Source organism: Rhodococcus sp. 05-2255-1e, from assembly GCF_002259025.1.
GTDB lineage: Bacteria > Actinomycetota > Actinomycetes > Mycobacteriales > Mycobacteriaceae > Rhodococcoides > Rhodococcoides fascians.
The window spans coordinates 378,139-404,008 of record NZ_NOZE01000009.1 but is presented as its reverse complement, the minus strand read 5'-3'; the positions used below and the strand labels follow the sequence as shown (position 1 = coordinate 404,008).

Genomic DNA, 25,870 nt, shown 5'->3' with positions numbered 1-25,870 from the left:
GCGGACGTCTCTTCTGTCCACGATTGCGCTGCCCGGGCCGCCGACGCTAGTTACTTTGGTCCCCTTTTCGGATGTCGTCAATGCACCCTGCTCGTTGCTGCCGACACCTCGGGTGGTGTGGTGGGGAGAGGATCAGCCCACAGAATCGAGACAACGCATGACCATTGCCCGGCAGATACCGAAAGCCACCGACCTGCGCGAGGTGCTCTCGTTCAAGAAGCCCGATCTGAACCTGCGTCGACGACGCCTCAGCGCGGCACTGACCATCGACGATCTCCGCACCATCGCCCGTCGCCGCACCCCGCGCGCGGCATTCGACTACACCGACGGCGCGGCCGACGCCGAGATCTCGCTCTCCCGGGCCCGGCAGGCCTTCCGCGACGTCGAATTCCACCCCTCGATCCTGCGAGACGTCTCCCACGTCGACACCTCGACGACGGTGTTCGGCGGACCGTCCGCGCTTCCGTTCGGTATCGCGCCGACGGGTTTCACCCGCTTGATGCAGACCGAGGGCGAATACGCCGGTTCTGCCGCCGCCGGCGCTGCGGGGATTCCGTTCTCCCTCTCGACTCTGGGCACCACGTCGATCGAGGACGTCAAGGCCACCAACCCGAACGGCCGAAACTGGTTCCAGCTCTACGTCATGCGTAACCGCGACATCTCGTTCGGTCTGGTCGAACGCGCCGCGAAAGCTGGCTTCGACACCCTCCTGTTCACGGTCGACACACCGGTCGCCGGAGCTCGCCTGCGAGACAAACGCAACGGGTTCTCCATTCCGCCGCAGTTGACCGCGTCGACCATCGCCAACGCCATTCCGCGTCCGCGGTGGTGGTGGGACTTCCTCACCACGCCCAAGTTGGAGTTCGCGTCGCTGACCTCGACCGGCGGCACGGTCGGAGAGCTGGTCGATTCAGCGATGGATCCGTCCATCTCGTTCGAGGATCTCGACATCATTCGGGAGATCTGGCCCGGCAAGCTGGTCGTCAAAGGTGTTCAGTCGGTGGCGGATTCGGCACGTCTGGCCGAACTGGGTGTGGACGGCATCGTTCTGTCCAATCACGGAGGCCGACAACTCGATCGGGCTCCCGTTCCCTTCCACCTGCTGCCGCAGGTCGTCCGTGAAGTCGGCCCCGACTTCGAAGTAGCCGTCGACACCGGCATCATGCACGGTTCCGACATCGTGGCCTCCATCGCAATGGGAGCATCGTTCACGCTCGTCGGCCGCGCGTATCTGTACGGCCTGATGGCCGGTGGTCGCGCCGGCGTCGACCGCATGATCGACATCCTGCGCGAAGAAATCGTGCGCACCATGCAACTGCTGCAGGTCAATTCACTCGCGGAACTGACCCCGGAACACGTCACGCAACTCACTCGGTTGGCCCCTCTGCAGTCCGGTGCCGCCGCATTCACGCCGCGCTGACCGATGCGGACGGACCGTCGCTGCCGGGGTTCGAGGCCGGGGTTCGAGGCCGGGGTTCGGGTCCTCGGGCGGGGGTCGAGGCCGGGTTTCACCGCAAACGCGCGCGCGTTTGTCAGGTGCGAGCGGAATCGTCCCGTTCGAGCCGGCGAATTCGCGCGCGTTCAGCGAATGCGCGCGCGTTTGCGGATTCGGGCGGGCGGCGGGCGGGCGTCCGGTCACCCCGGACCCGCCCGCGCCGTCGCGGTGGCGTCGGACATTCCGAAGCGTCCGAGGAACACCGGCTGCCCCACCGTGACGATCACATCCCACTCGTCGATCGTGCACTCCCGCAACTCCGTTCCCATTCGCATCGCCAACCCCCTCGCCGTCTCACACGCATCGGCCACCCCACGATCGAGGGCCCCCGCACCGGCCAATGCAGCGAGATCAGCAGCCGACTGCGCCTGATGACGAGCGCCCACCGCCGACCCGACGTGCATCACCATCACCACGACGGCGATCAACGCCGACATCGCCAGCGCCGCCAACACCGTCGCCCCGCCCTCGTCATCACTCAGCGCCTTCCGGAATGCGAGCCTCATTCCGCTGCAACCGGTTCCGCAGCAGCAACCGCCTCCGCCGACAACGTCAACCCCGGCATCGGACTCTCCACCTCCACCCGCGCGACGAAGAATTCACCGTCTTCGCGCACCGTGATCCGCGCACCCTCCGGCGCAACCCGCTCCCCCACCGAGACAGCTCGGGTCGCATCACCTCTCGCCGCCAATCGGGCCGCCTCCCGCGCAGCGTCGACGCACCCGATGTGCATCGTTACCGACACGATCGCACCGATACACACCACGATCACTGCGACGATGGACGCGACGGCGATCGCCGCCTCCACCGTCACAGCCCCGTCCTCACCGCCCGGAATCAGACGGCTGTGTTGAGCGCTCGATCGATGATCCCCGTCAGCGCGGTCACGATACTGTCCCCCGTCACCACCGTGTAGAGCACCGCGCCGAACGCCGCGGCGGCGATGGTGCCGATCGCGTACTCCGCGGTCGACATACCGTCGTCCTCCACACCGAACAATGCGATTCGAGTCTTGATCTCCTGCAGTGCATTCCCCATCATGACGCTTCCCCTCCCAGTATTCCGGCGCGGCGTATCCGCACCGGACGATTCGTTGTTCGGCGGTCACATCAGACCGCCGCCCAGCACATTGCCCGCAAGTCCGATCACCACGGGCACGATGCCCAGGCAGATGAAGGCCGGCAGAAAGCACAAGCCCAGCGGTCCGCTGATCAGCACACCGGCCCGTTCGGCCGCTGCCGCCGACGCGTCCTCGGCCCGAGTTCGTTGGGTGGCAGCCAGTTCCGTCATCGCCGACGCCATGGACGACCCGGCCCGGGCGGATCGTCGCGCCATCCGTGCCAGCGCCTCGGTCTCCAGATCCTTTGCCACTGCATCCCACGCCGTCGCTGCATCGGCCCCCAGCTCGAGCAGATCGGCAGCCTTGCGTAGAGCGATACCGAATGCGGGCGGAGCGGAGTGGGCTGCGGCCGCCGCGGCAGTCGAGATCGGGAGTCCGGAACGCAGACACGCTGCGAGAAGGTCGAACGTCGTCGCCACCGCGAGCGGATCGGGTCCGGAGTCGTCGACGGCTTCTGCCGTCGAAAGCCCTGCAACCTCTACTCGCGCCAAACCGCCACGGGCAGCGGGGACGACGATCAAAGCCGTTGCCAGACAGAGCGTGATCGCCCACGTCATGTCGTCACCTTGCCGGTGATCGCATCGGTCCACAGCAGACCTGCGCAGCCGAGAGCGGTGCCGATGAGGAGTAGGATTCCGCCCAGTCCGCCGCCCAGCAATATGGGCAGCGGATCGGCCCCCATCAGTTGCCCGAGCGCGACCCCGAGGACGGGCAGTCCAGCCAACACCAATGCAGTAGCGCGGGCCCCTGCCAGCGACGCCTCGGTGCGTTCCCGGAATCGCCGACGTCCGAGCAGATCCTCGCGCACGGCGTCGAGCAACTCGGCGAGTGCGAGGCCGTGTTCGTCGGCCACCCGCCATGCCGCGGCCAAGCGGTCCAGTTCGGGGTTCAACAGTGGATCCGACGCGGCTATCCCGTCGGCAGCGCGTCCACCGAGCCGCGATCTGGACGCAGCACCGCGCAGCGCCTCCGAGGCGATACCGCCGCACTCGTCGGCAGCCACCTCGCCGGCAGTCGCCGGGTGAGCACCGACGCGCAATTCACCGATGACCACTTCGACTCCGGTTGCCAACCAATCCAATTCGGCCGTCCGACGGGCGCGCACTGTGCGACGGCCATGTCGGTGCCATCCGGTACCGCCCGCCACGAACAGAGCCGCCGCGCCCCACGGACCGCCGATCCAGAACATGCCCACGGCCGACGCCGCGGCAACAGCGACAGGGAGCGCCCACCCAGGAACGCCGACGGCAACTCGACCGCGGCGCGATAGTCGGCGAGAGCGGCTGGGCCACAGCGTAAATGCAGCGGCCAGAACGCACAGAGCGGCCGTCATCGCATCTCGCCACAGCGCCGAGCGAGCAGTTCGTGCAGCCCGCGCTGCCCGGGCACGGCGCCGGAATCAGCGGACCACGCCGGCACAATGTGGACACGGCCTGTCGAATCCACCTCCACCAATCCGATCTCCCGCAATCGCCGCGTACCGTCGGCGCTCCGGTGGACGTGCAGGACGACCTGCACGGCCGCCGCAAGTTGACTGTGCAGGGCGTCGCGACCCATTCCGCCCAGTGCGGCAAGAGCTTCGAGGCGAGCGGGAACTTCCGAGGGCGAATTGGCATGGATGGTTCCGGCGCCGCCGTCGTGCCCGGTGTTGAGAGCCGTCATCAGGTCGATCACCTCGGCCCCGCGCACCTCACCGACGACGAGACGATCGGGTCGCATCCGCAGTGCCTGGCGAACCAATTGCCGAACCGACACCTCGCCCACACCTTCGACGTTCGGAGCACGGGCCACCAGACGCACCACATGGGGATGCGCCGGAGCCAACTCGGCGGCATCCTCCACACAGACGATTCGTTCGGCTGGGTCGACCTCGCCCAGCAGAGCAGCCAGAAGGGTGGTCTTCCCGGCACCGGTACCTCCGACGACCAGAAACGCCAAGCGCGCGAGCACAATCCGCGCGAGCAGATCGTAGCCCTCCTCGGTCACCGCACCGGACGCCCGGAGCGCGGTGAGTCCCTGGGTGGCCGGGCGAAGCACTCGCAACGACAGGCAGGTTCCACCGCTCGCCACCGGTGCCAGCACCGCGTGCAGACGGACCCCGAACGCTCCCTGTCCGACGCCGGGTAATCGGCCGTCGACCCACGGCTGCGCATCGTCCAATCGCCGACCGGCCGAGAGAGCGAGCCGTTGCGCCAGCCGCCTGACCGCGGCTTCGTCGGCGAACTGGACTCCGGTGCGTTCCAGGCCTCTACCGCGATCGATCCACACCTGATCCGGCGCCGTGACCAGGACATCGGTCACCCCTGGCTCGGACAGGAGCGGCTCCAACGGTCCTGCTCCGGTGAGCTCGGTCTGCAGAATACGCAGTGCCGCAAGCATATCGGTGTCACCGATGACTCCCCCGGCCTCGGTGCGGATTGCTGCGGCAACGGTGGCGGGCACCGGAGACTGTGCCGAAGCAGCCAGCCGATCTCGTACGCGGTCGAGCAATTCGGCGGTGACGACTGCGCTCATGCGGCCCACCGCTGACCACCGGGCTTGTGCGCGAACGTATCGAGGACCACAGTGGCCGCCGCCGCCAGCGGTGATCGGCGTCCGAGAGCAAGCCCGCCACGCTCGAGACGCTCGGCCAACCCCGGCTCGGCCCGCATGGACGTCAGCAGCGACAGGTCGAGGGCGGCGGCGATGTCCGCGGCCCGCAGTCCCCCGGGTGCTGGCCCACGAACGACCAATCCGACGTTCGGATTGCGACTCGAGATCTCGTCCGCTACTGCTTCTGCCGACGTCACGGCCCGCAATTCCGCAGGCAGCACCAGTACGACGAGGTCGGCTGCGGCGTACAGGGCGTCCGAGAGGTCATCGGAGTGACGCGGGGCGTCGCACACCACGAGATCGCCTCCAGCGCGCCCTGCGTCGAGCACAGCCGCCGCGGCGACGGCCGAGAGTCCGGTTCGCCGGTCGTCGGTTCGCCCGAGTGCCAGCACCGACAATCCGTTCTTCGATGGCAGCGCGCCGTGGAGTGCGTCGCCGGATACTCGCCCGCCCTCGACGACGAGGCCGGACCATCGCAAACCTGGGGCGTTCTCCCAGCCGAGCAGCAGATCGAGGCCGCTGCCGTACCGGTCGGCTTCGACCATGAGTGTGCGTTGCCCCGTGCGACTGCTGCACAGGCCCAGCGCCGCCGCAAACGTGGAGGCACCCGCACCTCCGCGGGCACCGACGACCACGATGACGCCACCGCCGCCCGGCGATGTGGCGACGGGTTCACCGAGGATGCGAACGAGCGTGTCCTCGTCCGAGGGCAACGACACCACGTGTTCGGCACCGAGCGCTGTGGCCGTCCGCCAATCGTCGAGTGTCGGCGAGGCGGCCGTGACCAGAACGACGCCGGGCCGTCGCGGAAACCCGGCTGCGAGTGCCGACTCGGCAGAAGAAAAATCGATCAAAATTATTCCGGGGAATTCCCAAATCGGGCGCGCCGATCCGATACCGACCAGTAAGTTCTGCTCTTCCACAACACAATCCGCGGCTGCCGCGATTCGGTACACGTCCTGACGCAGTCCGTGATGGTCGATCGACATCGACGCGTACGCGTTCGTCCGCCGTGAAATCGGATCCGTTTTCATGGGCCCAAGCGTGCGTGAGAATTAGCTAGAGCGGCGCGCGACTTGGGGAAATGTGGATAGATCGGGCCCTGTGGATGAATACCGGTACCGCGGTACCAGTTTTCGGCCTACCCCGAAAAAGAGGACGACCCTCGCCAGGGGGGGGAGGAGGCGAGGGTCGTCTGGTTCAGCCCCGGGGGGTCGGGCTGAACACCGCCCGGAATGAACCGGGCTCGTGGAAAATACTACACCCGTGGACGTCCTTGTTTGCAAGTTCAACCGTCTCAATTTGTGGACTTGTTCGGAGCGAGTCGAGAAGAGAAGTTGCGCGACATCCACCGGTCACCACCGGCCACTATGGTGACAATCGTGACCCTCAGCGCAGACACCGACGACGCCCCCGCCGGCCGACGCGCAGCGCGCGTCGCCGCCTTCTTCGACCTCGACAAAACGATCATCGCGAAGTCCAGCACTCTGGCCTTCAGCAAGCCGTTCTTCGACCAAGGTCTGATCAACCGGCGAGCGGTACTCAAGAGCAGCTATGCGCAGTTCTTGTTCCTGCTCTCCGGTGCCGATCACGACCAGATGGAACGCATGCGCGCACACATCGCCGGCATGACCGCCGGGTGGGACGTCGAACAGGTGCGAGCAGTGGTGGCCGAAACCCTGCACGACATCGTCGATCCCCTCGTCTTCGCCGAAGCGGCCGATCTGATCGCGGACCACAAGCTTCGCGGACACGACGTGGTGGTCGTCTCGGCGTCGGGCGACGAGATCGTGCACCCCATCGCCGAACTGCTGGGCGCCGACCACAGCATGGCCACGACCATGGTGACCGTCGACGGCAAGTACATCGGCGAGGTCGACTTCTACTGCTACGGCGAGGGCAAGGTCGACGCCATGAAGTCCCTGGCGGCACAACATGATTACGACCTATCCAAGAGCTACGCCTACTCGGATTCGATCACCGACGTGCCGATGCTGCGGGCGGTCGGCCACCCCACCGCCGTCAATCCAGACCGCGCACTCCGCAAAGAGGCCTCGTCCCTCGGCTGGCCGATTCTGACATTCTCGAACCCCGTTTCGCTGCGCTCCCGCATTCCGAATCCGTCCGGAAAGACCGTAGTAGCCAGTGCTGCAGCAGGTTTCAGCGCCATAGCGGCCGGCGCGATCACCTACGGACTGCTCCGCAGAAAACGATGAGCCCAAACCCTTGATGTGAGCGGCGTCACGGGGTACAAATGACGTACGGAAGAACGGAAGGCCAAGAACGAACCGGAAGAGAAGGTTCGCTTCTCCCGACCGCGATTCCCAGCACGGACACCGGCACCCACGCGGAGCTTGCCACCTAATGGCAGAAGCGCTGTGGGCCTGCGATATTCGTGGGTGATCAGCAAGAACCCTGCACCGGTTGCAGGGATGACCTCATCACCGTCGAGTTCTCGCCGAGGCCACGTGGTAGTCCATCACAGCCCACCTGTGCACGCTTGGTAACCAGGCGCTCCGTGCTAACGGGCGGCGACGTCGACGCAAGTCGGCATCGCCGCCCTTTTACGTGTGCACAACTCCTACTGTGCAGCTTCGGCAATCGAAGTCGCTTCTGCCGCACCAGCTTCGAATGCTCCGAGGCAGAGGATCACCCAACTACCGACGCCCGTTGCCGTGCCCTCGGCGAACCCGGCGGCTCCATCCCGGTACGCGTTCGCTCGACGCATCCAGCTCACCTCGGGCACGCCCAGGTTGTGCGGATCGAATCCCGACGATGCGGCCACCAACCTCGATGCAGCACGCGCGACGATGCCGTCGGCAGTTCCGAAAGGCCGCAGCGTCACCAGTTCACCGTGCACAACTGCGGCGATCACCGGAGCCGGCGCGGAGGTTCCACCCGTCACCAACTGCGCAAGGAGATCGAGCCGCTCGCCGATGCCCGCGTCCGTGCGCGGTCGACCGAGCGAGGACGCGTCGTCGACGAGATCGGCGGCGGCCAACAGATGTAGGCGGGCCAGCGTCTGCAGTGGTGCGCGCTTCCATGTCGACAACGTGTTCTGCAGGGCGTCACCGTCGAGAGCAGCGGCCACTCGCAGCGCACCCGCCAGAAGCGGGTCGCCCTCCTCGCCTTCGCGAGGGAAATCCATCGAACCGCCCTCGAGCGCGGAGGACGAACGAGCTGCCCGGACAGCGGCCTCGGCCGCGGTCGCCGGCCACCCACGACGATTGGCCTTGTGCCGATGCACGGCACCGAGGGCATCGCGTGCCCGTTCGGCGGAATCGACAACTCCGGGCAATTCCAGCAGCGGGGCGAGGGGGTCCGTCACGACAGACGACGGTACCCCCTCACCCACCGCGGCTATGCGCCCAGCTGCACCGAGCCACCCGGAATGGCGGCGAGCAGCTTCTGGGTGTACTCCTGCTGCGGGTTGTCGAAGACGGCATCGGTCGACGCCGCCTCGACGATCTCGCCGCTGCGCATCACGAGCACGTCGTCAGCAATCTGACGGACCACCGCGAGGTCGTGCGTGATGAACAGGTACGTCAACCCGAGCTCGGCCTGAAGGTCGTTGAGCAGGGACAGGATCTGCGCCTGCACCAACACGTCCAAAGCCGACACTGCCTCGTCGCAGATGACCATTTCGGGCTCGAGGGCCAACGCACGAGCGATTGCGACACGTTGCCGCTGGCCGCCGGACAGCTCGTTGGGGAACCTGCGCATCACCGACGACGGCAGTGCCACCTTGTCCAACAGATCACGGACTCTGGCTTCCCGCTCGGACTTCGACCCCACCTTGTGGGTGCGCAGAGGCTCCTCGATGGTGCTGAAGATCGAATACATCGGGTCCAGCGTCCCGTACGGATTCTGGAAGATCGGCTGCACTCGACGACGAAATGCGAACGCGTCCTTGTTGTTCAACCCCGCCACGTCGCGCCCGTCGAACTTCACCGAACCCGCAGTGGGCTCGAGAAGTCCCAGAACCATCTGTGCCACAGTCGACTTGCCAGAACCCGATTCGCCGACGATCGCAGTGGTGGTACCGCGTGCGACTCCGAACGACACATCCTTGACGGCCGTGAACACGGACGACTTGAACGGGTTGCCGCCCCGGAGCTTGAATTCCTTGGTCAGCCCCTCGACCACGAGCACAGTGTCCGCGGCCGGCTCGAATGCCGAGTCGGTCTCCTCGGTGACGGCCTCGACCGCCACCTGCTTGGCATGCTCGACGATGTCCTTGCGCACCACCGACGACTTCAGTCGCTGCGACGCGAGAGACGGCGCGGCGGAGACGAGCTTGCGCGTGTACGGATGCTGAGGGTCCTGCAGGATCTCCAGTGCCGGTCCGGATTCCACGATCCGCCCCTTGCTCATGACGACGAGGTGCTCGGCTCGTTCGGCAGCCAGGCCGAGATCGTGGGTGATCAGCAGAACCGCGGTTCCGAGTTCCTTCGTCAAACCTTCGAGATGATCGAGAATCTGACGCTGCACGGTCACGTCGAGAGCGGACGTCGGCTCGTCGGCAATCAGTAGTTTCGGTCGTGCCGAAAGCCCGATCGCGATGAGCGCGCGCTGACGCATACCGCCCGAGAACTCGTGCGGGTACTGATTGACCCGCTTCTCCGAATCGCTGAGACCCGCTTCCTCGAGCAGCTCGGCTGCCCGAACCCGAGCCGCCTTGCCCTTGGCGATGCCGTTTGCAGCGAGGGCCTCCTCGATCTGGAAGCCGATCTTCCACACCGGGTTCAAGTTGGACATCGGGTCCTGAGGAACCAGGCCGATCTGGCTGCCGCGGATGTCGACGAAATCCTTCTCCTTGGCCTGCGCCAAGTCACGGCCCTCGAACAGGATGCGCCCCGCCGTCACCGTGCCGGTTCCGGGAAGCAGGTTGATGATCGAGTGCGCGGTGGTCGACTTACCGGAACCGGATTCGCCCACGATCGCAACGGTTTGCCCCGGGTAGACCGTCAGCGATACTCCGCGAACAGCCGGGACCGCACCGGAGTTGGACCGGAACGAGACCTCGAGATCTTGGATGTCGAGCAGCGGCTGCTCCACTGCGATGCGTGCTGGATCCGTCATCGCTTCCTCGCCTTCGGGTCGAGGGCGTCGCGCAGGGCGTCACCCATCATGATGAAGCCGAGCACCGTGATTGCCAGCGCTGCAGCAGGATAGAAGAGAATGGTCGAGCCCTGTCGCAGGGTGACCTGAGCGGCACTGATGTCGCCGCCCCAGGAGACCTCGGTGGGAGGCAGTCCGATGCCGAGGAACGACAGCGTCGCCTCGGCCACGATGAACGTACCGAGTGAAATCGTCGTGATGACGATGATCGGTGCCATCGCGTTCGGCAGTACGTGCCTCATCAGAGTTCGCAGTCGCGTCAAACCCAAAGCCTGCGAGGCCATTACGTAGTCGTTGCCCTTCGCCGACAGCACTGCACCGCGAGTGATGCGAGCCATCTGAGGCCAGCCGAACAACGCCAACACCAGAATCACCGTGAAGATCGTGCGATCGGTGAACAGCTGCATGAGGACGATGGCCGCCAGAATCAGCGGAACGCCGAAGAAGATGTCGGTGATCCGTGAGAGCAACGAGTCCGCGATGCCGCCGTAGAAGCCGGCCAGAGCACCGAACACGACGCCGATGACCAGCACGAGGAACGTGACCCCGACTCCGGTCAGCACGGACGCCCGAGCACCGAACAGCACCCGGGAGTAGATGTCGCAGCCCTGTCGGTCGTAACCGAACCAGTGTCCGGATCCCGGGCCCTGCATGCTGAACTGCAGATCGCAGAAGCGCGGATCGGTACTGGTGAACAGGCCAGGCACGGCTGCGACCACGATGACGGCCAGGATGATGATGGCCGAGACGATGAACATCGGACGCGTGCGCAGGTTCCGCCACGCATCCGACCAGATGCTGGCGGGTGCGTCGTCGATGACGACAGCGTCGGTCTGCGACACGTCGATGACCTCGTCGGCCTCGACGAAACGTGCTTGGCGAGTAGCGCGATCGGCGTCGACGCTCTTCGGGGTGATGGGATCAGACATAGCGAATCCTCGGGTCGAGCGCGGCATAGAGAAGGTCGACAATGAGATTGGCGACCAGATAGACGACGATCAGCACGGTCACGAAAGACACGACGGTCGGTGCCTCACCGCGGATGACGGCTTGGTAGATGGTGCCGCCGACTCCGTTGATGTTGAAGATTCCTTCGGTGATGATCGCGCCGCCCATGAGGCTGGCCAGATCTGCACCGAGGAACGTCACGACGGGAATCAGCGAGTTACGCAACACGTGCACGTTGACGACACGGTTACGCGAGAGCCCCTTGGCCGTCGCCGTCCGCACGAAGTCCGCACTGAGATTCTCGGCCACCGACGTGCGCGTCAACCGCACCACGTAGGCGAACGAGACGGCTCCGAGTACGAATGCCGGCAGCAACAGGTTGGTAAAGCTGGTGTTGCCTCCCACTGTCGGCGGCACCCAACCCCACTTGATACCGATGAAGAACTGCGCGAGAAAGCCGATGACGAAGATCGGCACGGCAATGATGACGAGGCTGACGACGAGGACCGTCGAGTCGAACAGCTTGCCCTTGCGCAGACCCGCGATGAGACCGAAGCCGATACCGAACACGGCCTCGATCACGAGGGCCATCGAGGCGAGCTTGGCCGTGATCGGAAACGCTTGTACGAGAACTTCACTGACCGGGCGGCCCGAGAAGGACATGCCGAAGTCGAACGTGAAAATGCCCTTGAGGTACAGCAGGTACTGCACGATGAACGGCTGGTCGAGGTTGTAGCGGGCGCGCAGTTGGTCGGCGACGGCGGGACTGATCGCCTTGTCTCCGGCCAATGCCGCGATGGGGTCTCCTGGCAGCAAGAAGACCATGGCATAGATCAAGAATGTCGCCCCGATGAACACGGGGATCATCTGAAGTAATCGGCGTCCGATGTACCAGAGCATCGGATCACCTCCTTTGGAGGAAGGTGGACGTCACCGCAGAGGCGCAAGGATCAGCTGCAGCGGGGCGTCGAACGTAGATACGGGAGTGAGCGAGCACACGAGAAGGGCGGTAGGTGGAAGACCTACCGCCCTTCTCGGTCTCTACAGCAGTGGAGCGAACGTGATCAGTTCTTCTCGATCTGGTTGTAGATGGGGATTCCGTCCCAACCGATCTTGACGTTGGTGACGTTCTCCGACCAACCACTCGCTGCGTTGCGGTACCAGGTCGGCACTGCGGGCAGGTCGTTGAGCAGGATTTCCTGAGCCTGGTTGGTCAGCTCCTGCGCCTTGGTCTTGTCGGTCTCACCTGCGGACTCGCGGAGCAGACGGTCGAACTCGGGGTTGGAGTACTCACCGTCGTTGGAGCTGCCACCGGTCTGGTAGTTCTGTGCCAGGAAGCCGTACTGCTGCGGGTAGTCACCCTGCCAGCCCGACCGGAAGGCGGTCGCGATGGTGCGGTTGGTGGCTTCGGTACGCAGCTGAGCGAACGTCGGGTACGGCGCACCCTGCGCCTCGATGCCGAGCGTGTTGCGGATGCTGTTGCTGACCGCATCCACCCATTCCTGGTGTCCACCGTCGGAGTTGTACGCGATGGAGAACGTTCCGGACCACGGCGCGATGGCGTCGGCCTGGGCCCACAGAGCCTTGGCACCCTCGGGGTCGTACTCGACGTTTCCGACGTCGGAGAGGTCGCCGGTCCAGCCGTCGATGGCCGGGCTGGTGAAGTCCTTGGCCGGGGTACGGGTCTTGTTGAAGATCTGCTCGGTGATCTGGTCGCGGTTGATCGCCTTGGAGATCGCCTGACGACGCAGCACACCCTCTTCGCCACCGAAGTGCGCGAGGCGGCCCGGAATCGTGAACGTCTCGATCGACGCGGACGGCTGGTTCACCGTGCGGTCGGGAAGATCGGACTCGAAGGTGGTGACGGCCGAGGCCGGAACGTTGTCGAGAACGTCGACGTTGTTCGACAGCAGGTCCGTGTATGCGGTGTCGAGGTTGCTGTACAGAATGAAGCTCACGCCGCCGTTGGCGGGCTTGCGGTTACCGGCGTAGTCGGGGTTTGTGACCAGGTCGATCCGCACGTTGTGCTGCCAAGCGCCCTCCTGGGCGAACTTGTACGGGCCGTTGCCGATCGGGTTCTCGCCGAACGCGGCGATGTCCTGGTACGCAACCTCGGGCAGCGGGTAGTACGCGGCGAAGCCGAGACGATCGGGGAACGCTGCCTCGGGCTGCTTGAGCTCGATGGTGAACGTCTTGTCGTCGACGACCTTGAGACCGGACATGGTCTGCACCGTCGGGTTCTCGGCTGCGACCTCGTCGTAGCCCTGAATCGGATCGAAGAACGATCCCTGCAGCTGCGCATTGGTCGACAGTGCGCCGTAGTTCCAGGCATCGACGAATGACTTGGCCGTGACCGGCGTGCCGTCGGTGAACTGCCAGCCGTCCTTCAACGTGACGGTGTAGTTCTGGCCGTCGGTGGTATCGATCGAGTCCGCGACCTCGTTCTCGACACCGCCCTCGGGGGTGTAGGACACCAAGCCGGCGAAGATCGAGTCGACGACACGTCCGCCGGTGTTCTCGCTCGTATTGGTGGGCACCAAGGGGTTCTGCGGCTCACCGCTCCAGGCGTTGATGATGCCGGAGCCGTCTCCTGACCCTCCGCCGCCGGTCGAATCGCTCGAAGAGCACGCCGTCACCAGCGCCGCTCCGACGACAACTGCGATTGCAGCTGACGCGATGCGTGTTTTACGCAAGGAAATCCTCCATCCAGATGTGAACACGGGGTCGTCCGTGCTCAGTTCCTCGGGCGCGACGCCCGGGGATTCGTGGGCGACCGCAAGACACGGCCTGTGAGCCGTACCAACGATCTGATGGAACGAACTTTAGACACATCCTGAAACGAACATGTGAACTCCCCCGGGTTTTGTTGACCGGCGAGTAAGTCGGAAACATGATCGAAACGTTTCGGCAAGTCGATTTCCCACAGTGCGGGCAGAGCCGCCGAGACAGCCTCCCGCCGACGACGGCGATGACCGTCCATCGTGCGGAAACAACCGATCACCGCAGATCAAGGGGTTGCAGCCGATTGCAACGGTGCGATCGCCATCACATGTGACTACCCTCACTAGGGGCTCGAGACCGGCTAGTGAGTGCCGTTTCATGGGCGAAAAGCATCGGACGAAAGAGAGCTATTCGAGATGACGACCAGTACCTCCGGCAGCGACGAGACCGCGGTTGCCTCCTACGCACCCTCGGCCGAGTTCGCGGCGCAGGCGAACGCTCAGGCAGATCTGTACGCCGCCGCGGAGAAGGACCGGCTCGCCTTCTGGGCGGAGCAGGCCCGCCGGCTGCACTGGCACACCCCGTTCACCGAGGTACTCGACTGGTCCGACGCCCCCGTCGCGAAATGGTTCGCCGACGGCGAGCTCAACGTCGCCTACAACTGCGTCGACCGCCACGTCCTCGGCGGCCACGGCGACCAGGTCGCCATCCACTGGGAAGGCGAACCCGGCGACAGCCGCGACATCACCTACTCCGATTTGCTCGCCGACGTCAGCCAGGCCGCCAACACCCTGACCGAACTCGGCCTCGTCTCCGGCGACCGCGTCGCTATCTACATGCCGATGATCCCCGAGGCCATCGTCTCGATCCTCGCCTGTGCACGCCTCGGCCTGACCCATTCGGTCGTCTTCGCCGGGTTCTCGGCCACCGCACTGCGCTCGCGCATCGACGACGCCGAAGCCAAACTCGTCATCACCACCGACGGCCAGTGGCGACGCGGCAAGCCAGCCCCCATCAAGGACACCGTCGACGAAGCCGTCGACGGAGCCGCCTCCATCCGGAACGTTCTGGTCGTCAAGCGCACCGACTCCGACGTCGCCTGGACCGAGGGACGCGACCTGTGGTGGCACGAGACCGTCGCGAAAGCGTCGAAAGAGCATGAGGCGCAGCCGTTCCCGGCCGAGCACCCGCTGTTCATCCTCTACACCTCGGGTACGACGGGTAAGCCCAAGGGCATCATCCACACCTCCGGTGGCTACCTGACGCAGACCTCGTACACCCACCACAACGTCTTCGACCACAAGGCGGGCACGGACGTCTACTGGTGCACCGCCGACATCGGCTGGGTCACCGGGCACTCCTACATCGTCTACGGACCGCTCTCCAACCGCGCCACGCAGGTCGTCTACGAGGGCACGCCCAATTCGCCCGACGAGCACCGGCACTGGAACGTCATCGAAAAGTACAAGGTGTCGATCTACTACACCTCCCCCACCCTGGTGCGCACGTTCATGAAGTGGGGCAAGGAGATTCCCGAGGCACACGATCTGTCCTCGATCCGCCTGCTCGGGTCCGTCGGCGAGCCCATCAACCCCGAGGCTTGGCGCTGGTTCCGCGACGTCGTCGGCGGCGGCAGCGCACCGATCGTCGACACCTGGTGGCAGACCGAGACCGGCGCGATCATGATTTCTCCGCTCCCCGGCGTCACATCCACCAAGCCCGGCTCGGCCATGACTCCGCTGCCCGGTATCTCGGCCAAGATCGTCGACGACGACGCCAAGCCACTGGGCAACGGCGGCAACGGATACCTCGTTCTCTCCGAGCCGTGGCCGGCGATGCTCCGCGGGATCTGGGGCGACATGGACCGCTACAAGGACACCTACTGGTCCCGCTACGCCGAAGAAGGCTGGTACTTCGCCGGTGACGGTGCCAAGTACGACGAGGACGGCGCCCTGTGGGTCCTCGGCCGCGTCGACGACGTCATGAACGTCTCGGGCCACCGCATCTCCACGTCGGAAGTGGAGTCGGCACTGGTCAGTCATCACAGTGTCGCCGAGGCTGCCGTCGTCGGTGCCGCCGACGAGACCACCGGTCAGGGCATCGTCGCGTTCGTCATCCTGCGGGGTGGCGAGGAGAACACCGGCGACGCATTGATCGCCGAACTCAAAGCTCAGGTCTCCAAAGAGATTTCGCCGATCGCGCGGCCACGGGAAATCTCGATCGTGCCGGAGTTGCCGAAGACCAGGTCCGGCAAGATCATGCGCCGCCTGCTCCGTGACGTGGCCGAGGGCCGCGAACTCGGTGACGTCTCCACCCTCGTCGACCCGAAGGTGTTCGAGGCGATCAAGAAGGGCCGCTAGCGGCCAGTGGTGTGGATATGCGCCCTATGAGGCACATATCCACACCACTGCCGAAGGCACCTAGACGCTGTCGAGCGACTGGTCTCGCGTTTCCTTCATGATGATCAGCGAGATCAGGGTCAGCGCAGCCGCGATGGCGAGATAGACGCCCACCCAGCCGACGCCGTAGGAACTCACCAGCCAGGTTGCGATGAACGGAGCCACTGCAGCTCCGAGGATCGACGCGGTGTTGTACGAGATTCCCGAGCCCGTGTAGCGCACGTTCGTCGGAAACAGTTCCGGCAGAACGGCACTCATGGGCCCGAACGTCAGACCCATCAGTCCCAGGCCGACGCACATGAACACCAGCATCTTGCCTGCCGACGCGGACGACGGGTCGGCGAACCAGTGGAACGACAGACCGAACAGCACGATCGCCGCGGTGATGACGATGAGCGTGGGGCGGCGGCCGTACTTGTCGGCGAGCAGCCCGGCAACCGGGATCAGCGCCGCGAAGAACAGCACCGCGATGAGCTGGAGCTCCAGGAAGTCCGTGTACGGGATCGCGAGCTTGGGCCCGTTGACGTCGGCCACCTTGCCTGTTCCGTAACTGACCACCCACGTCGTCATGATGTAGAAGAGCGTGTACGTGGCGAGCATGACGAACGTGCCGATGATCAGTTGACGCCAGCTCGTCTTGAACACCTGGGCCAACGGGGTCTTTACCTTCTGGCCGCGCTCGACTGCCAGCTTGAACACCGGCGTCTCCTCGAGCTTGAGGCGGACGTACAGGCCGATGATCACCATGATCGCGCTGAGCAGGAACGGGATGCGCCAGCCCCACGTGAGGAACGCATGGTCGGTGCCGGAGTTCGCGGAGTCGTAGCCGGTCGCGATGACGATGAGCAGGAAGATGCCGTTGGCGAAGAAGAAGCCGATCGGCGCGCCCAGCTGCGGGTACATCGCCGCCCAGGCTCGCTTGCCCGGCTTCGCGGTTTCGGTGGCCAGCAACGCCGCACCACTCCATTCGCCGCCGAGGCCGACGCCCTGAGTGAAGCGCATGAGCGCCAGCAGAGCCGGTGCCCACAGACCCGCCGCGGCGTACGTCGGCAGCAGGCCGATCGCGAACGTCGCGACACCCATCGTCAGCAGGGACCCGACGAGGGTGGCCTTGCGTCCGATCCGATCACCGAAGTGGCCGAACAGAATCGAGCCGATGGGCCGCGCGACGAACGCCAAACCGAACGTCGCGAACGACGCCAGCAGCGCGGTCGTGTCGTTGCCCGCGGGGAAGAACAGGCGGGGGAAGACGAGCACTGCGGCCGTTGCATAGATATAGAAGTCGAAGAACTCGATGGACGTACCGACCATCGAGGCGATGACGATTCGGGACCGAGGCACCTGAGGTGCGGGAATTGCGCCGTCGTCCGTGACGGCGTGTGGTGAACTCACGAGTGCTCCTGAAGGGGAAAGTTCCCTGAAAATTACCTGATGAACACCTGAGAATTTCACGCCCCCGGGCCGTTCGTTGCCGATTCGTGCAACATTCCCGTGTTTGTCGCGACGGGCGGAGAGGTAACCGACGACGGGCCGAGCGTCGCTCGGCCGCCGCGGGACAGATAATCTGCTACTTAGGCACTACTGTCGATACGATCTTCCGCAACACCGAGCAGAGCGATCACCGCAATACCGAGCACAGCGATTACAAGGGGTCGAGAGTTGAGCGTCAGCAATGACAAGGGATACGGCAACGGCGTCCCGAACACGATTTCGTCGATACCTCTCACCGATGTCGATGCCCGCACACCCGGTAGCGCGAGCATCGGAAACCTCGTCAAGGACGCCACGACTCAGGTCTCGACCCTCGTGCGTGCCGAGGTGGCCCTCGCCAAGGCCGAGGTCACCGGCGAGGTCAAGAAGGGTCTGCAGGGCAGCGTCTTCTTCATCGTCGCGCTGACGGTGCTGCTGTTCAGCTCGTTCTTCTTCTTCTTCTTCGCCGCCGAACTCCTCGACGTGTGGCTCTACCGATGGGCCTCGTTCCTCATCGTCTTCGTGTTCATGGTGCTGGTTGCCGGCCTGTTCGGGTTCCTCGGCTACCGCAGGGTCAAGAAACTGCGCAAGCCCGAGAAGACCATCGACTCCCTCAAGCAGGCGTCGACCGTGCTGCCCAACCAGCACGACAGCATTCCCGGAATCCCCGGCTACAAGAAGTAGACGACGCCCGGCGAGTCGAGCAGTATGAATCATCCCGATCCGTCCACGGTCCGTTACCCAGGACAGTGGATCCATCGCGACATCCATGCCAATGGAATTCGGTTCCACACCGTGGAGGTCGGCGAGCACAGTCCCGACGCTCCGCTGGTGGTGCTGCTGCACGGCTTCGCCGACTTCTGGTACTCCTGGCATCACCAGCTCGACGCGCTCGCGAGTTCCGGAGTGCGAGCGGTCGCAGTCGACCTCCGCGGCTACGGCGACTCCGACAAGCCCCCACGTGGTTACGACGGATGGACCCTGGCCGGCGACATCGTCGGTCTCGTTCGCGCGCTGGGTTACCCGCACGCGACGTTCGTCGGCCATGCGGACGGCGGCCTGGTGTGCTGGGCTAGCTCGGCTCTGCATCCGCGAATGGTCCGCTCGATGGTCCTGATCAATGCACCGCACCCGATCTCGTTGCGCCGCGCCGTGCTGAAGGATTCCGAACAGCGCGGTGCTCTGCTGCCGCACTTCGTTCGGTATCAAGTTCCGCTGCGCCCCGAGAAGCTGCTCACGCGCCGAGGGGGCGCGGCAGTGGAGGAGTTGATGCGCAGTCGCGCCGGGTCGCAGTGGCAGCGCACCGACGATTTCGCCGATACCGCAGGCAAGATGCGCTCGGCCATCCGAATTCCCGGGGCCGCGCACAGCGCACTCGAATACCAGCGCTGGGCGTTCCGTAGCCAGTTCCGCGCCGAGGGCCGACGATTCATGGACGCCGTCGACGTGAAGACCTCGATCCCCGTCGCGCAGATCAGCGGTGACCTCGATCCGTACGTCCTACCCACCACCCTCGATCGCGATCGGCACTGGGCACCGGGGCTGACGCGTCGAACAGTGCGGGACGTCGGGCACTACGTGCACCAGGAAGCCCCCGACGTCGTGTCCGAGGAAATCCTGCGCGTCGCGCTCGAAAGCTGACGTCCCGCCGTCAGACGATGCAGTCGCCGGTACCCACACTGACCGGCGCATCGAAGCTGCGGGCAAGCTCGTCCGAGATCTCGGTTGCGGTCAAGACGAATCCGGTATCGGGGTCGTCGACGGCAGCACCGAACACCACACCGAGTACCTCACCGTTCGAATTGACCAGTGGCCCACCGGAATTGCCCTGCCGCACCGATCCGCGAACCGTGTAGACCTCGCGTTGAACAGTTCCGGTGCGGTAGATGTCCGGTCCGCTGAGGTTGATGATCTCGCGAATGCGCGCTGGGCTCGCCGTGTACGGACCGCCGCCCGGGTAGCCCAGCACGATGGCGTCGGATCCGGATTCGGCCGGGTTCGGCGCGAACGGCAACACCGGAGCTTGCAGCTGCGAAACACGAAGCACTGCAACATCTTCTTCGGGATCGAACAGGACGACGTCGGCGTCGAGAGGGCCGTCCGGAGAATCGACGGTCACCTCGGAGGTACCGGCCACCACGTGGGCGTTGGTCATCACCAGATCCGGCCCGACGACGAAACCCGAACCCTCGAGCGCCTTCTGGCAACTCGGGGCAATTCCGTTGATCTTGATGACGCTCGCCTGCAACGCTATCGGGACGGGGCCTGCGGCGATCCCGGAGTCGGGAGCGGCGACCTCGGCGACCGGAGTGCGTCCGAACGGACCGATGACGTCCGGCAGCCCGGACGTGTCGAGCAGCGCCGAAAATTCCTTGGGCACCTGACGCAGCCACTCGGGTGCCACCTCGTCGACCTTGCCCAGGACCGTCGAGCCACGCACGGCACTGGCCACCTCGGGCTGCGACGAGGACGTCAGCGGAATGGCGAGCAACCATGCGGCAGCGAGCACGGCCGCGGCCTGCAGACCGGCCCCGATCGTGCTGTCGACCGATCTTGCTGAGCGCGAATGTATTCCGCTGCGCAACGCACGACCCAGAACCATGCCGGCCACCTCACCGACGATCACCAACACCACGATCAACGCGATACCGACGAACACCCTCGTGCGTGATCCGTCGACGTGTTCGAGCACGTGCGGTGCCACCAGAATTCCGGCGACGGCGCCCAGAACGACTCCCAGAAACGCCAGCGCCGACGCCACCGCCCCCTGTCGCCATCCCGACGTCGCCGCCAGCAGCGCGACGGCGAGCACCGCGATATCGACCCACCCTGAACCCGTCACCGATCGAGCCTCGCTCCTACCGCAGTCAAGCTGGCCTCCAGATCGCGTATATCCCCCGTGTCCCATTCGGACTCCCAGCCCGACACAGCGAGCAGGCCCGCCAGAATACCGCCCGTGAATCCCCACACCAGCATTCCCTGCACCGAGAAGGCCGGGCCCTGGTAGCCGGCGGGGTGACGCACCTGGAATCGGTTGGCCGGATCGAGCAACTCGCGCAGGGGAACTCGCACCACGCGCTCGGTTTCGCCGGCGTCGACCACGCGGACCGGGGTTGGACTCCGCCAGTACGAGAGCACGGGAACCACATCGAATCGAGACGGCGGCACGTAGATGCCGGGCATCGTCGCGAGCGGTACGACGCCGGCCGGGTCGAGACCGGTCTCTTCCTGGGCCTCGCGCAGCGCCGTTCCGATGGGCCCGTCGTCACCCGGGTCGGTGGCACCGCCGGGGAAGGCGATCTGCCCACTGTGGTCGCGCAAGGTCGACGCCCGCTGGGTCAGCAGTACGTCGGCCTCGGCGGGTAGCCCACCGGGCGCGGTCGGATCGGCGGCAGCCGGACCGCCGAACAGCACCAACACCGCCGCCGAGCGGGTTCGATCGGCCGGCTGCGCCTGCCGTTGCAGCACCGGGTTGATGCCGGTGGTGTCGGTCAGTCCGCTTTCGCTGCCGGCGACGTCGAGCATGCGCCCGAGCCACTCGGGTGCGCTCACGACGCGACTCCGAGGTTCTCGCGGACTGCGTCGGCGATGTCGTCGACGCTTGTGAAGGGTTCGGTCAGCACCTTGGCGACAGTGCCATCCGCAGATATCAAAACGGATACGGGCAGCACGTTCGGCGCTTCCGCCGCCGCGGCGACGCGTCCGGCACCGTCCTGAACGCCGGGCAGCGTGACGCCGTACTCGGCCAGACGGGTCAGCCCGTTGGACTCGTTGGCATCGTTGTGGACGGTCAACACCGTGACTGCATCACCCGCCCGCTGCGCGTATTGCTGCAGGTAAGGCAACTCCTTCGCGCACGGGCCGCACCAATAGGCCCAGATGTTGAGCAGTGCGGGTCGCCCGGCCAGAGCCTGGCCGAGGTCGATCGACGAGCCGTCGCCGATGCATTCGAGGGTGATGCCCGTCAACGGTCCTGCTGCAGCGCCCGACGGCGTCGGACATGCGTCGAGACCGGCGGTCTGCCGCAGCGGTGCCAGAGCCTCGGGAGTATCGGCGGCCCGACGCTCGGCCGTCGACGGTCCTTGCTGCCCCAGACCGGGACCATCGGCGCGCTGCGTTGCCGGAGATTCATTGCGTGGCCAGAGGGCATAGACCATCCCGACGACGAGAATGAGCGCGACCAGAGACCAGCGGAGTGCGGCCTTGTTCACGACACGATTCCGGCGAGAGCGAGCAGATGATCGGTCTCGGGACCTCTCACCAGGGCTGCAGCGGTCGCCGGATCGGTCGGGCCGAGGCCGAACGACGGGCAGTCCTTGGCGAGGACGCACACCCCGCACGCCGGCGTGCGGGAGTGGCAGACGCGTCGACCGTGAAAGATGACGCGATGGGAGAGCACGGTCCACTCCTTCCGCTCGATCAGCGCGCCGACGGCGTGCTCCACCTTGACCGGGTCCTCTTCTTCGGTCCACTGCCAGCGCCGTACCAACCGACCGAAGTGGGTGTCGACGGTGATGCCGGGAACGTCGAACGCGTTGCCGAGCACGACGTTGGCCGTCTTCCGGCCGATGCCGGGCAACGTCACCAGATCCTTCAACGATGCGGGGACTTCGCCGTCGAAGTTCTCGAGCAACTTCTGACCCAGCCCGATCAGCGAGTTGGCCTTGTTGCGGTAGAAGCCGGTGGTTCGGATGAACTCTTCGAGTTCGGTTCGGTCGGCTTCGGCGTAGTCGCGAGCTGTGCGGTATCTCACGAACAGGGCCGGAGTCACCATGTTGACGCGCTTGTCGGTGCACTGCGCCGAGAGGATGGTCGCGACGGCGAGTTCGAGGGGCGTGGTGAAGTCGAGTTCGCAGTAGACGTGCGGAAACGCGACCCCGAGCGTTCGGTTCATCCGCCGGGCCCGCCGCACGAGGCCGAGTCGCGTCTCCTCGCGTTTGCGCACGTCGGGGCGTTTCGGGGCTGTCGATTCCACGCCACAACTGTACGGACAAGAATGCGTAACGAACTATGCGAGCGCGCCGAGCTGTGTTTGTATCGAGACCTTTTCGGTGTTAACTGGCCGGTATGCAAGGACTCGCCGTGGTGCTCTTTCCGGTACTACTCATGCTCTTCGCACTCGCGATGGAGCGCGTCGAGTTCCGGCTCAGCAAGCTCGGCGTCCGGGAGCACGAAGTAGAGGAATTCCTCGATCAGGCGAGCAAGTCCGAGGTCGCCACACTGGCGAACGAGGGCTTCCCCCACGCCCTGGCTCGGTTCAACACCCGCAAGCGTCACCAGACTCCTCCGCGCACGATCGACACGCGCGACGGCATGGTCGACCAACGGGCCAGTTGAGCACCCATTTGTCCGCATTCGGATGAATTTACGGTGAACGCGAACAGACGTGCCGTTCCTCTGGCAACCTGTGGTGGCGTCGATCACTCGGTTTCGGCCGAGTCGAAGTAGACTCCCCTGAGGTAATTGTTGTGTTTGAACATTGCATCGGCATCGACGCCTGAATCGCAGCGCGATTCGGTGGTGAGACGAGTGTGTACAGACGCCTTCGGGGGTGCGGGTCACCGCATCGCCGACATCCCAAAAGGAGCGCAAGTGGACGACGTCCTGGCACGGGCCGGCATCTTCCAAGGAGTCGAACCCTCTGCGGTTGCGGCACTGACGAAGCAGCTGCAGCCTGTCGATTTCCCCCGGGGACACGTGGTGTTCAACGAGGGTGAGCCCGGAGACCGGCTCTACATCATCGTTTCCGGCAAGATCAAGCTCGGGCGACGCTCCCCCGACGGCCGCGAGAACTTGCTGACGATCATGGGACCATCGGACATGTTCGGCGAGCTCTCCATCTTCGACCCCGGCCCTCGCACGTCCTCGGCCACCACGGTCACCGAGGTGCGCGCAGTCAGCATGGACCGCGCGGCCCTCAAGGACTGGATCGATCAGCGCCCCGAGATCGCCGAGCAGCTGCTGCGCGTCCTGGCTCGCCGGTTGCGTCGCACCAACAACAACCTGGCCGACCTCATCTTCACCGACGTCCCCGGACGCGTGGCCAAGGCGCTGCTGCAGCTCGCCCAGCGCTTCGGCACCCAGGAAGCGGGATCGCTGCGCGTCACCCACGACCTGACGCAGGAAGAGATCGCTCAGCTCGTCGGAGCGTCGCGCGAGACCGTCAACAAAGCACTGGCCGACTTCGCACACCGCGGATGGCTGCGCCTCGAGGGCAAGTCCGTACTGATCTCGGACTCCGAGCGCCTGGCTCGCCGAGCTCGCTAGCTAGTTCTCCCTGAGGTAGGCCAGCTGCGTCTTGACCGACATCCGCGCAGCCGGCCACAACTTCTTGTCCACGTCCGAATAGACGTGGCGTACCACCTGCATCGGTTTGGCGTCGTCTCCGATCTCGGCCAACGCCGCCCGCACCTGATCCAGCCGCTGCCGACGGTGAGCGCGATACAGTCGCGCCACCTCGGCGGTGTCCGGTAGATCGGCCCCGTGCCCCGGCAACACCGTCTTGCCCGCACCGGCGGCCTCGAGTCGATCGAGCGAATTCAGATAATCCGCGAGCGAGCCGTCCTTCGGGTCGAGCACCGTGGTGCCGCGGCCGAGGATCGTATCTCCCGTCAGGACCGCGTCGTCGAGCACGAAGCTCACCGAATCCGCCGTGTGGCCGGGCGTGTGGAGCACCCGGATCCGTAGACCCGCCGCATCGATGACCTCGCCGTCGGCCAACCGCTCACCGCCGCCGTGCAGGAACTTCTCCCCCACCGCCCGCACCGGTGCACCTGTCTTGCGGTGAAACCGCTTCAACCCCGCCGTGTGATCGGCATGGCGATGGGTCACCAGCGTCAGAACCACCGTGCCCGACGCGGCGACGGCGTCGAGATGGGCCTTGTCCTTCGGCCCCGGGTCGACGACGATGCACTCCTCGGAACCCGGTGCCCGGAGAATCCACGTGTTCGTTCCGTCGAGCGTCATCTTGCCCGGGTTCTCCGCGAGCAGAACCGACGCCGTGGGCGTCACGTGCCGGACCAGTCCGTAGGCGGGATGCGTCAAGTTCGAGTCGGCCATTGAAACACTGTAGGACGCCCACTGTTCTCGAGGTGGAACAGGACCGGTGACGACGACTAACGTCGACGCATATGAAGATCGGACTCGTCGGAGCCGGCCCCTGGGCCCGCAAGACTCAGGCCCCCTCGCTGCTCGCTCATCCGGAAGTGGACTTCACCGGAGTGTGGGCCCGCAGACCGGACGCCGCGGCCGAATTGGGTGCACCCGTCTGCGAGTCCTTCGACGCCCTGCTCGATGCCGTCGACGCGGTGGCGTTCGCGGTTCCACCGGCTGTGCAAGCCGGGTTCGCGCTCCGCGCCGCGCGAGCAGGCAAACATGTGTTGCTGGACAAGCCCATTGCCGCAACCGTGGCAGAGGCCGAGGAACTGGCCGAGGCCGTCACCACCGCCGGAGTTCGTTCGATGGTGACTCTGACACTCCGATTCGCCCCGGAGACAAGGCAATTCCTCGCCTCGACAGCGGGCCGCCCCTGGGCAGGCGGCTCCGGAACCTGGTTCTCCGGCGCCACTCTCGGCGGGGCGTACTCGGAATCGCAGTGGCGACACGACGACGGAGCGATCCTCGACATCGGGCCACACGTGTTCGACCTCCTCGACGCGGCACTGGGAACCATTGCGCGCGTTGCCTACTCGCACCGCGAGGTGGCGTCGGACAGTTGGACCGTTCTGCTCGAACACGAGGGCGGCGCGCGTAGCACCGTCCAATTGTCGCTGCGGACACCGGTCATGCCGTCGCTCATGCGGATCGAGCTGTCCGGACCCGCCGGAGTCGACACCTTCACCGACCGATCCACGTCGTCGACCGACTGTTACGCCGTACTGCTGGACGAGTTCCTCGAGTCGGTGGAATCGGGTGTCGACCACGAATGCTCGGTACACCGAGGACTGCACTTGCAGAGGGTGATTGATCGGGCGCGGGAGTGGGCACCCTGATCGTGTGACCACC

26 protein-coding genes are annotated in these 25,870 nt (G+C 65.4%); 8 read left to right on the top strand and 18 right to left on the bottom strand.

From position 1 onward, the window contains the following. Window positions 1-157 precede the first annotated feature (157 nt). Complete coding sequence (locus CH262_RS05220; RefSeq protein WP_032386017.1) at window positions 158-1,420, top strand: alpha-hydroxy acid oxidase; 1,263 nt, start codon at window positions 158-160, stop codon at window positions 1,418-1,420. A 215-nt stretch (window positions 1,421-1,635) separates the two neighbouring features. Here CH262_RS05220 and CH262_RS05215 read toward each other — a convergent pair whose 3' ends face one another. From CH262_RS05215 to ssd, 7 genes are all read right to left on the bottom strand, one after another. Next, window positions 1,636-2,001, bottom strand: coding sequence for an Rv3654c family TadE-like protein (locus CH262_RS05215; RefSeq protein WP_032386016.1), 366 nt, complete (start codon window positions 1,999-2,001; stop codon window positions 1,636-1,638). Continuing rightward, window positions 1,998-2,309: a TadE family type IV pilus minor pilin gene (locus CH262_RS05210; protein ID WP_032386015.1), complete on the bottom strand. Its 312-nt coding sequence runs from the start codon at window positions 2,307-2,309 to the stop codon at window positions 1,998-2,000. Before CH262_RS05210 ends, CH262_RS05215 begins: the two co-directional genes overlap by 4 nt. 23 nt (window positions 2,310-2,332) lie before the next feature. Then, a complete protein-coding gene (locus tag CH262_RS05205; RefSeq protein ID WP_176456762.1) occupies window positions 2,333-2,536 on the bottom strand; it encodes a DUF4244 domain-containing protein in 204 nt (67 codons plus the stop codon). A gap of 63 nt (window positions 2,537-2,599) precedes the next feature. Continuing rightward, entirely contained in the window at window positions 2,600-3,172 is a 573-nt protein-coding gene (locus tag CH262_RS05200; protein ID WP_032369312.1) for a type II secretion system F family protein, read from the bottom strand. After that, window positions 3,169-3,948, bottom strand: coding sequence for a type II secretion system F family protein (locus CH262_RS05195; protein ID WP_032386014.1), 780 nt, complete (start codon window positions 3,946-3,948; stop codon window positions 3,169-3,171). Before CH262_RS05195 ends, CH262_RS05200 begins: the two co-directional genes overlap by 4 nt. Next, window positions 3,945-5,129 (bottom strand): TadA family conjugal transfer-associated ATPase, encoded by a 1,185-nt coding sequence (locus CH262_RS05190; RefSeq protein ID WP_179274914.1) that lies wholly within the window; start codon window positions 5,127-5,129, stop codon window positions 3,945-3,947. Before CH262_RS05190 ends, CH262_RS05195 begins: the two co-directional genes overlap by 4 nt. Then, window positions 5,126-6,241 carry a septum site-determining protein Ssd gene (gene ssd, locus CH262_RS05185; protein ID WP_080731879.1) on the bottom strand — a complete coding sequence of 372 codons (1,116 nt, stop codon included), beginning with the start codon at window positions 6,239-6,241 and terminating at the stop codon, window positions 5,126-5,128. The genes CH262_RS05190 and ssd overlap by 4 nt, the downstream gene beginning before the upstream one ends. A 336-nt stretch (window positions 6,242-6,577) precedes the next feature. Here ssd and CH262_RS05180 point away from each other — a divergent pair, with 336 nt between their 5' ends. Beyond that, a complete protein-coding gene (locus tag CH262_RS05180; protein WP_205914341.1) occupies window positions 6,578-7,423 on the top strand; it encodes an HAD-IB family hydrolase in 846 nt (281 codons plus the stop codon). A 365-nt stretch (window positions 7,424-7,788) separates the two neighbouring features. Here CH262_RS05180 and CH262_RS05175 read toward each other — a convergent pair whose 3' ends face one another. The 5 genes from CH262_RS05175 to CH262_RS05155 form a co-directional block, all read right to left on the bottom strand. Further along, a complete protein-coding gene (locus tag CH262_RS05175) occupies window positions 7,789-8,535 on the bottom strand; it encodes a hypothetical protein (RefSeq protein ID WP_032386607.1) in 747 nt (248 codons plus the stop codon). 32 nt (window positions 8,536-8,567) lie between these two features. Beyond that, entirely contained in the window at window positions 8,568-10,289 is a 1,722-nt protein-coding gene (locus tag CH262_RS05170; RefSeq protein ID WP_027494481.1) for a dipeptide ABC transporter ATP-binding protein, read from the bottom strand. Further along, complete coding sequence (locus CH262_RS05165; RefSeq protein WP_032386012.1) at window positions 10,286-11,257, bottom strand: ABC transporter permease; 972 nt, start codon at window positions 11,255-11,257, stop codon at window positions 10,286-10,288. The genes CH262_RS05170 and CH262_RS05165 overlap by 4 nt, the downstream gene beginning before the upstream one ends. After that, window positions 11,250-12,176 carry an ABC transporter permease gene (locus CH262_RS05160; protein ID WP_027494483.1) on the bottom strand — a complete coding sequence of 309 codons (927 nt, stop codon included), beginning with the start codon at window positions 12,174-12,176 and terminating at the stop codon, window positions 11,250-11,252. Before CH262_RS05160 ends, CH262_RS05165 begins: the two co-directional genes overlap by 8 nt. Window positions 12,177-12,340: 164 nt before the next feature. Then, window positions 12,341-13,969: a peptide ABC transporter substrate-binding protein gene (locus CH262_RS05155; RefSeq protein ID WP_027494484.1), complete on the bottom strand. Its 1,629-nt coding sequence runs from the start codon at window positions 13,967-13,969 to the stop codon at window positions 12,341-12,343. Between the two features lie 444 nt (window positions 13,970-14,413). Between CH262_RS05155 and acs the strand changes: the two genes are divergently transcribed. After that, on the top strand, window positions 14,414-16,357 hold the full coding sequence (gene acs, locus CH262_RS05150; RefSeq protein ID WP_094717138.1) for an acetate--CoA ligase: 1,944 nt from the start codon (window positions 14,414-14,416) through the stop codon (window positions 16,355-16,357). Between the two features lie 60 nt (window positions 16,358-16,417). On the opposite strand, the gene CH262_RS05145 is transcribed toward acs, so the two are convergent. After that, the gene (locus tag CH262_RS05145) at window positions 16,418-17,788 is read right to left on the bottom strand and encodes an MFS transporter (RefSeq protein ID WP_027494486.1); all 1,371 of its coding nucleotides are present in this window, start codon (window positions 17,786-17,788) and stop codon (window positions 16,418-16,420) included. A 267-nt stretch (window positions 17,789-18,055) separates the two neighbouring features. Between CH262_RS05145 and CH262_RS05140 the strand changes: the two genes are divergently transcribed. Both CH262_RS05140 and CH262_RS05135 read left to right on the top strand, forming a co-directional pair. Further along, entirely contained in the window at window positions 18,056-18,550 is a 495-nt protein-coding gene (locus tag CH262_RS05140; RefSeq protein ID WP_027494487.1) for a phage holin family protein, read from the top strand. A gap of 24 nt (window positions 18,551-18,574) precedes the next feature. After that, on the top strand, window positions 18,575-19,507 hold the full coding sequence (locus tag CH262_RS05135) for an alpha/beta fold hydrolase (protein WP_094717136.1): 933 nt from the start codon (window positions 18,575-18,577) through the stop codon (window positions 19,505-19,507). Window positions 19,508-19,517: 10 nt separating this feature from the next. Here CH262_RS05135 and marP read toward each other — a convergent pair whose 3' ends face one another. Genes marP through nth form a run of 4 tightly spaced genes read right to left on the bottom strand, consistent with a single transcriptional unit; the run spans window position 19,518 to window position 22,760 of the window. Then, window positions 19,518-20,708 (bottom strand): acid resistance serine protease MarP, encoded by a 1,191-nt coding sequence (gene marP, locus CH262_RS05130; protein ID WP_094717134.1) that lies wholly within the window; start codon window positions 20,706-20,708, stop codon window positions 19,518-19,520. Continuing rightward, the gene (locus CH262_RS05125; RefSeq protein WP_094716401.1) at window positions 20,705-21,391 is read right to left on the bottom strand and encodes an NUDIX hydrolase; all 687 of its coding nucleotides are present in this window, start codon (window positions 21,389-21,391) and stop codon (window positions 20,705-20,707) included. Before CH262_RS05125 ends, marP begins: the two co-directional genes overlap by 4 nt. Window positions 21,392-21,414: 23 nt before the next feature. After that, a complete protein-coding gene (locus tag CH262_RS05120; protein ID WP_051365293.1) occupies window positions 21,415-22,023 on the bottom strand; it encodes a TlpA family protein disulfide reductase in 609 nt (202 codons plus the stop codon). Between the two features lie 50 nt (window positions 22,024-22,073). Then, window positions 22,074-22,760, bottom strand: a complete 687-nt coding sequence (nth, locus tag CH262_RS05115) for an endonuclease III (RefSeq protein ID WP_205912677.1) — start codon at window positions 22,758-22,760, stop codon at window positions 22,074-22,076. Between the two features lie 173 nt (window positions 22,761-22,933). Here nth and CH262_RS05110 point away from each other — a divergent pair, with 173 nt between their 5' ends. Then, window positions 22,934-23,203, top strand: coding sequence for a hypothetical protein (locus CH262_RS05110; RefSeq protein WP_027494493.1), 270 nt, complete (start codon window positions 22,934-22,936; stop codon window positions 23,201-23,203). Between the two features lie 255 nt (window positions 23,204-23,458). Beyond that, window positions 23,459-24,133, top strand: a complete 675-nt coding sequence (locus CH262_RS05105) for a Crp/Fnr family transcriptional regulator (protein ID WP_027494494.1) — start codon at window positions 23,459-23,461, stop codon at window positions 24,131-24,133. On the opposite strand, the gene CH262_RS05100 is transcribed toward CH262_RS05105, so the two are convergent. Further along, window positions 24,134-24,925: an MBL fold metallo-hydrolase gene (locus CH262_RS05100; protein WP_032392776.1), complete on the bottom strand. Its 792-nt coding sequence runs from the start codon at window positions 24,923-24,925 to the stop codon at window positions 24,134-24,136. Window positions 24,926-24,996: 71 nt separating this feature from the next. On the opposite strand from CH262_RS05100, the gene CH262_RS05095 reads away from it, so the two are divergent. Next, on the top strand, window positions 24,997-25,857 hold the full coding sequence (locus tag CH262_RS05095; protein ID WP_094717132.1) for a Gfo/Idh/MocA family protein: 861 nt from the start codon (window positions 24,997-24,999) through the stop codon (window positions 25,855-25,857). Window positions 25,858-25,870: the final 13 nt, after the last annotated feature.

Coding starts and splice junctions, on each gene's coding strand:
- CH262_RS05190 (WP_179274914.1), bottom strand. CDS start 5,129: ATGAGCGCAGTCGTCACCGCCGAATTGCTCGACCGCGTACGAGATCGG.
- ssd (WP_080731879.1), bottom strand. CDS start 6,241: ATGAAAACGGATCCGATTTCACGGCGGACGAACGCGTACGCGTCGATG.
- CH262_RS05095 (WP_094717132.1), top strand. CDS start 24,997: ATGAAGATCGGACTCGTCGGAGCCGGCCCCTGGGCCCGCAAGACTCAG.
- CH262_RS05180 (WP_205914341.1), top strand. CDS start 6,578: ATGGTGACAATCGTGACCCTCAGCGCAGACACCGACGACGCCCCCGCC.
- CH262_RS05215 (WP_032386016.1), bottom strand. CDS start 2,001: ATGAGGCTCGCATTCCGGAAGGCGCTGAGTGATGACGAGGGCGGGGCG.
- CH262_RS05200 (WP_032369312.1), bottom strand. CDS start 3,172: ATGACGTGGGCGATCACGCTCTGTCTGGCAACGGCTTTGATCGTCGTC.
- CH262_RS05205 (WP_176456762.1), bottom strand. CDS start 2,536: ATGATGGGGAATGCACTGCAGGAGATCAAGACTCGAATCGCATTGTTC.
- CH262_RS05165 (WP_032386012.1), bottom strand. CDS start 11,257: ATGTCTGATCCCATCACCCCGAAGAGCGTCGACGCCGATCGCGCTACT.
- CH262_RS05100 (WP_032392776.1), bottom strand. CDS start 24,925: ATGGCCGACTCGAACTTGACGCATCCCGCCTACGGACTGGTCCGGCAC.
- CH262_RS05125 (WP_094716401.1), bottom strand. CDS start 21,391: ATGCTCGACGTCGCCGGCAGCGAAAGCGGACTGACCGACACCACCGGC.
- CH262_RS05195 (WP_032386014.1), bottom strand. CDS start 3,948: ATGACGGCCGCTCTGTGCGTTCTGGCCGCTGCATTTACGCTGTGGCCC.
- nth (WP_205912677.1), bottom strand. CDS start 22,760: ATGAACCGAACGCTCGGGGTCGCGTTTCCGCACGTCTACTGCGAACTC.
- CH262_RS05120 (WP_051365293.1), bottom strand. CDS start 22,023: ATGGTCTATGCCCTCTGGCCACGCAATGAATCTCCGGCAACGCAGCGC.
- CH262_RS05220 (WP_032386017.1), top strand. CDS start 158: ATGACCATTGCCCGGCAGATACCGAAAGCCACCGACCTGCGCGAGGTG.
- acs (WP_094717138.1), top strand. CDS start 14,414: ATGACGACCAGTACCTCCGGCAGCGACGAGACCGCGGTTGCCTCCTAC.
- CH262_RS05170 (WP_027494481.1), bottom strand. CDS start 10,289: ATGACGGATCCAGCACGCATCGCAGTGGAGCAGCCGCTGCTCGACATC.
- CH262_RS05110 (WP_027494493.1), top strand. CDS start 22,934: ATGCAAGGACTCGCCGTGGTGCTCTTTCCGGTACTACTCATGCTCTTC.
- CH262_RS05160 (WP_027494483.1), bottom strand. CDS start 12,176: ATGCTCTGGTACATCGGACGCCGATTACTTCAGATGATCCCCGTGTTC.
- CH262_RS05135 (WP_094717136.1), top strand. CDS start 18,575: ATGAATCATCCCGATCCGTCCACGGTCCGTTACCCAGGACAGTGGATC.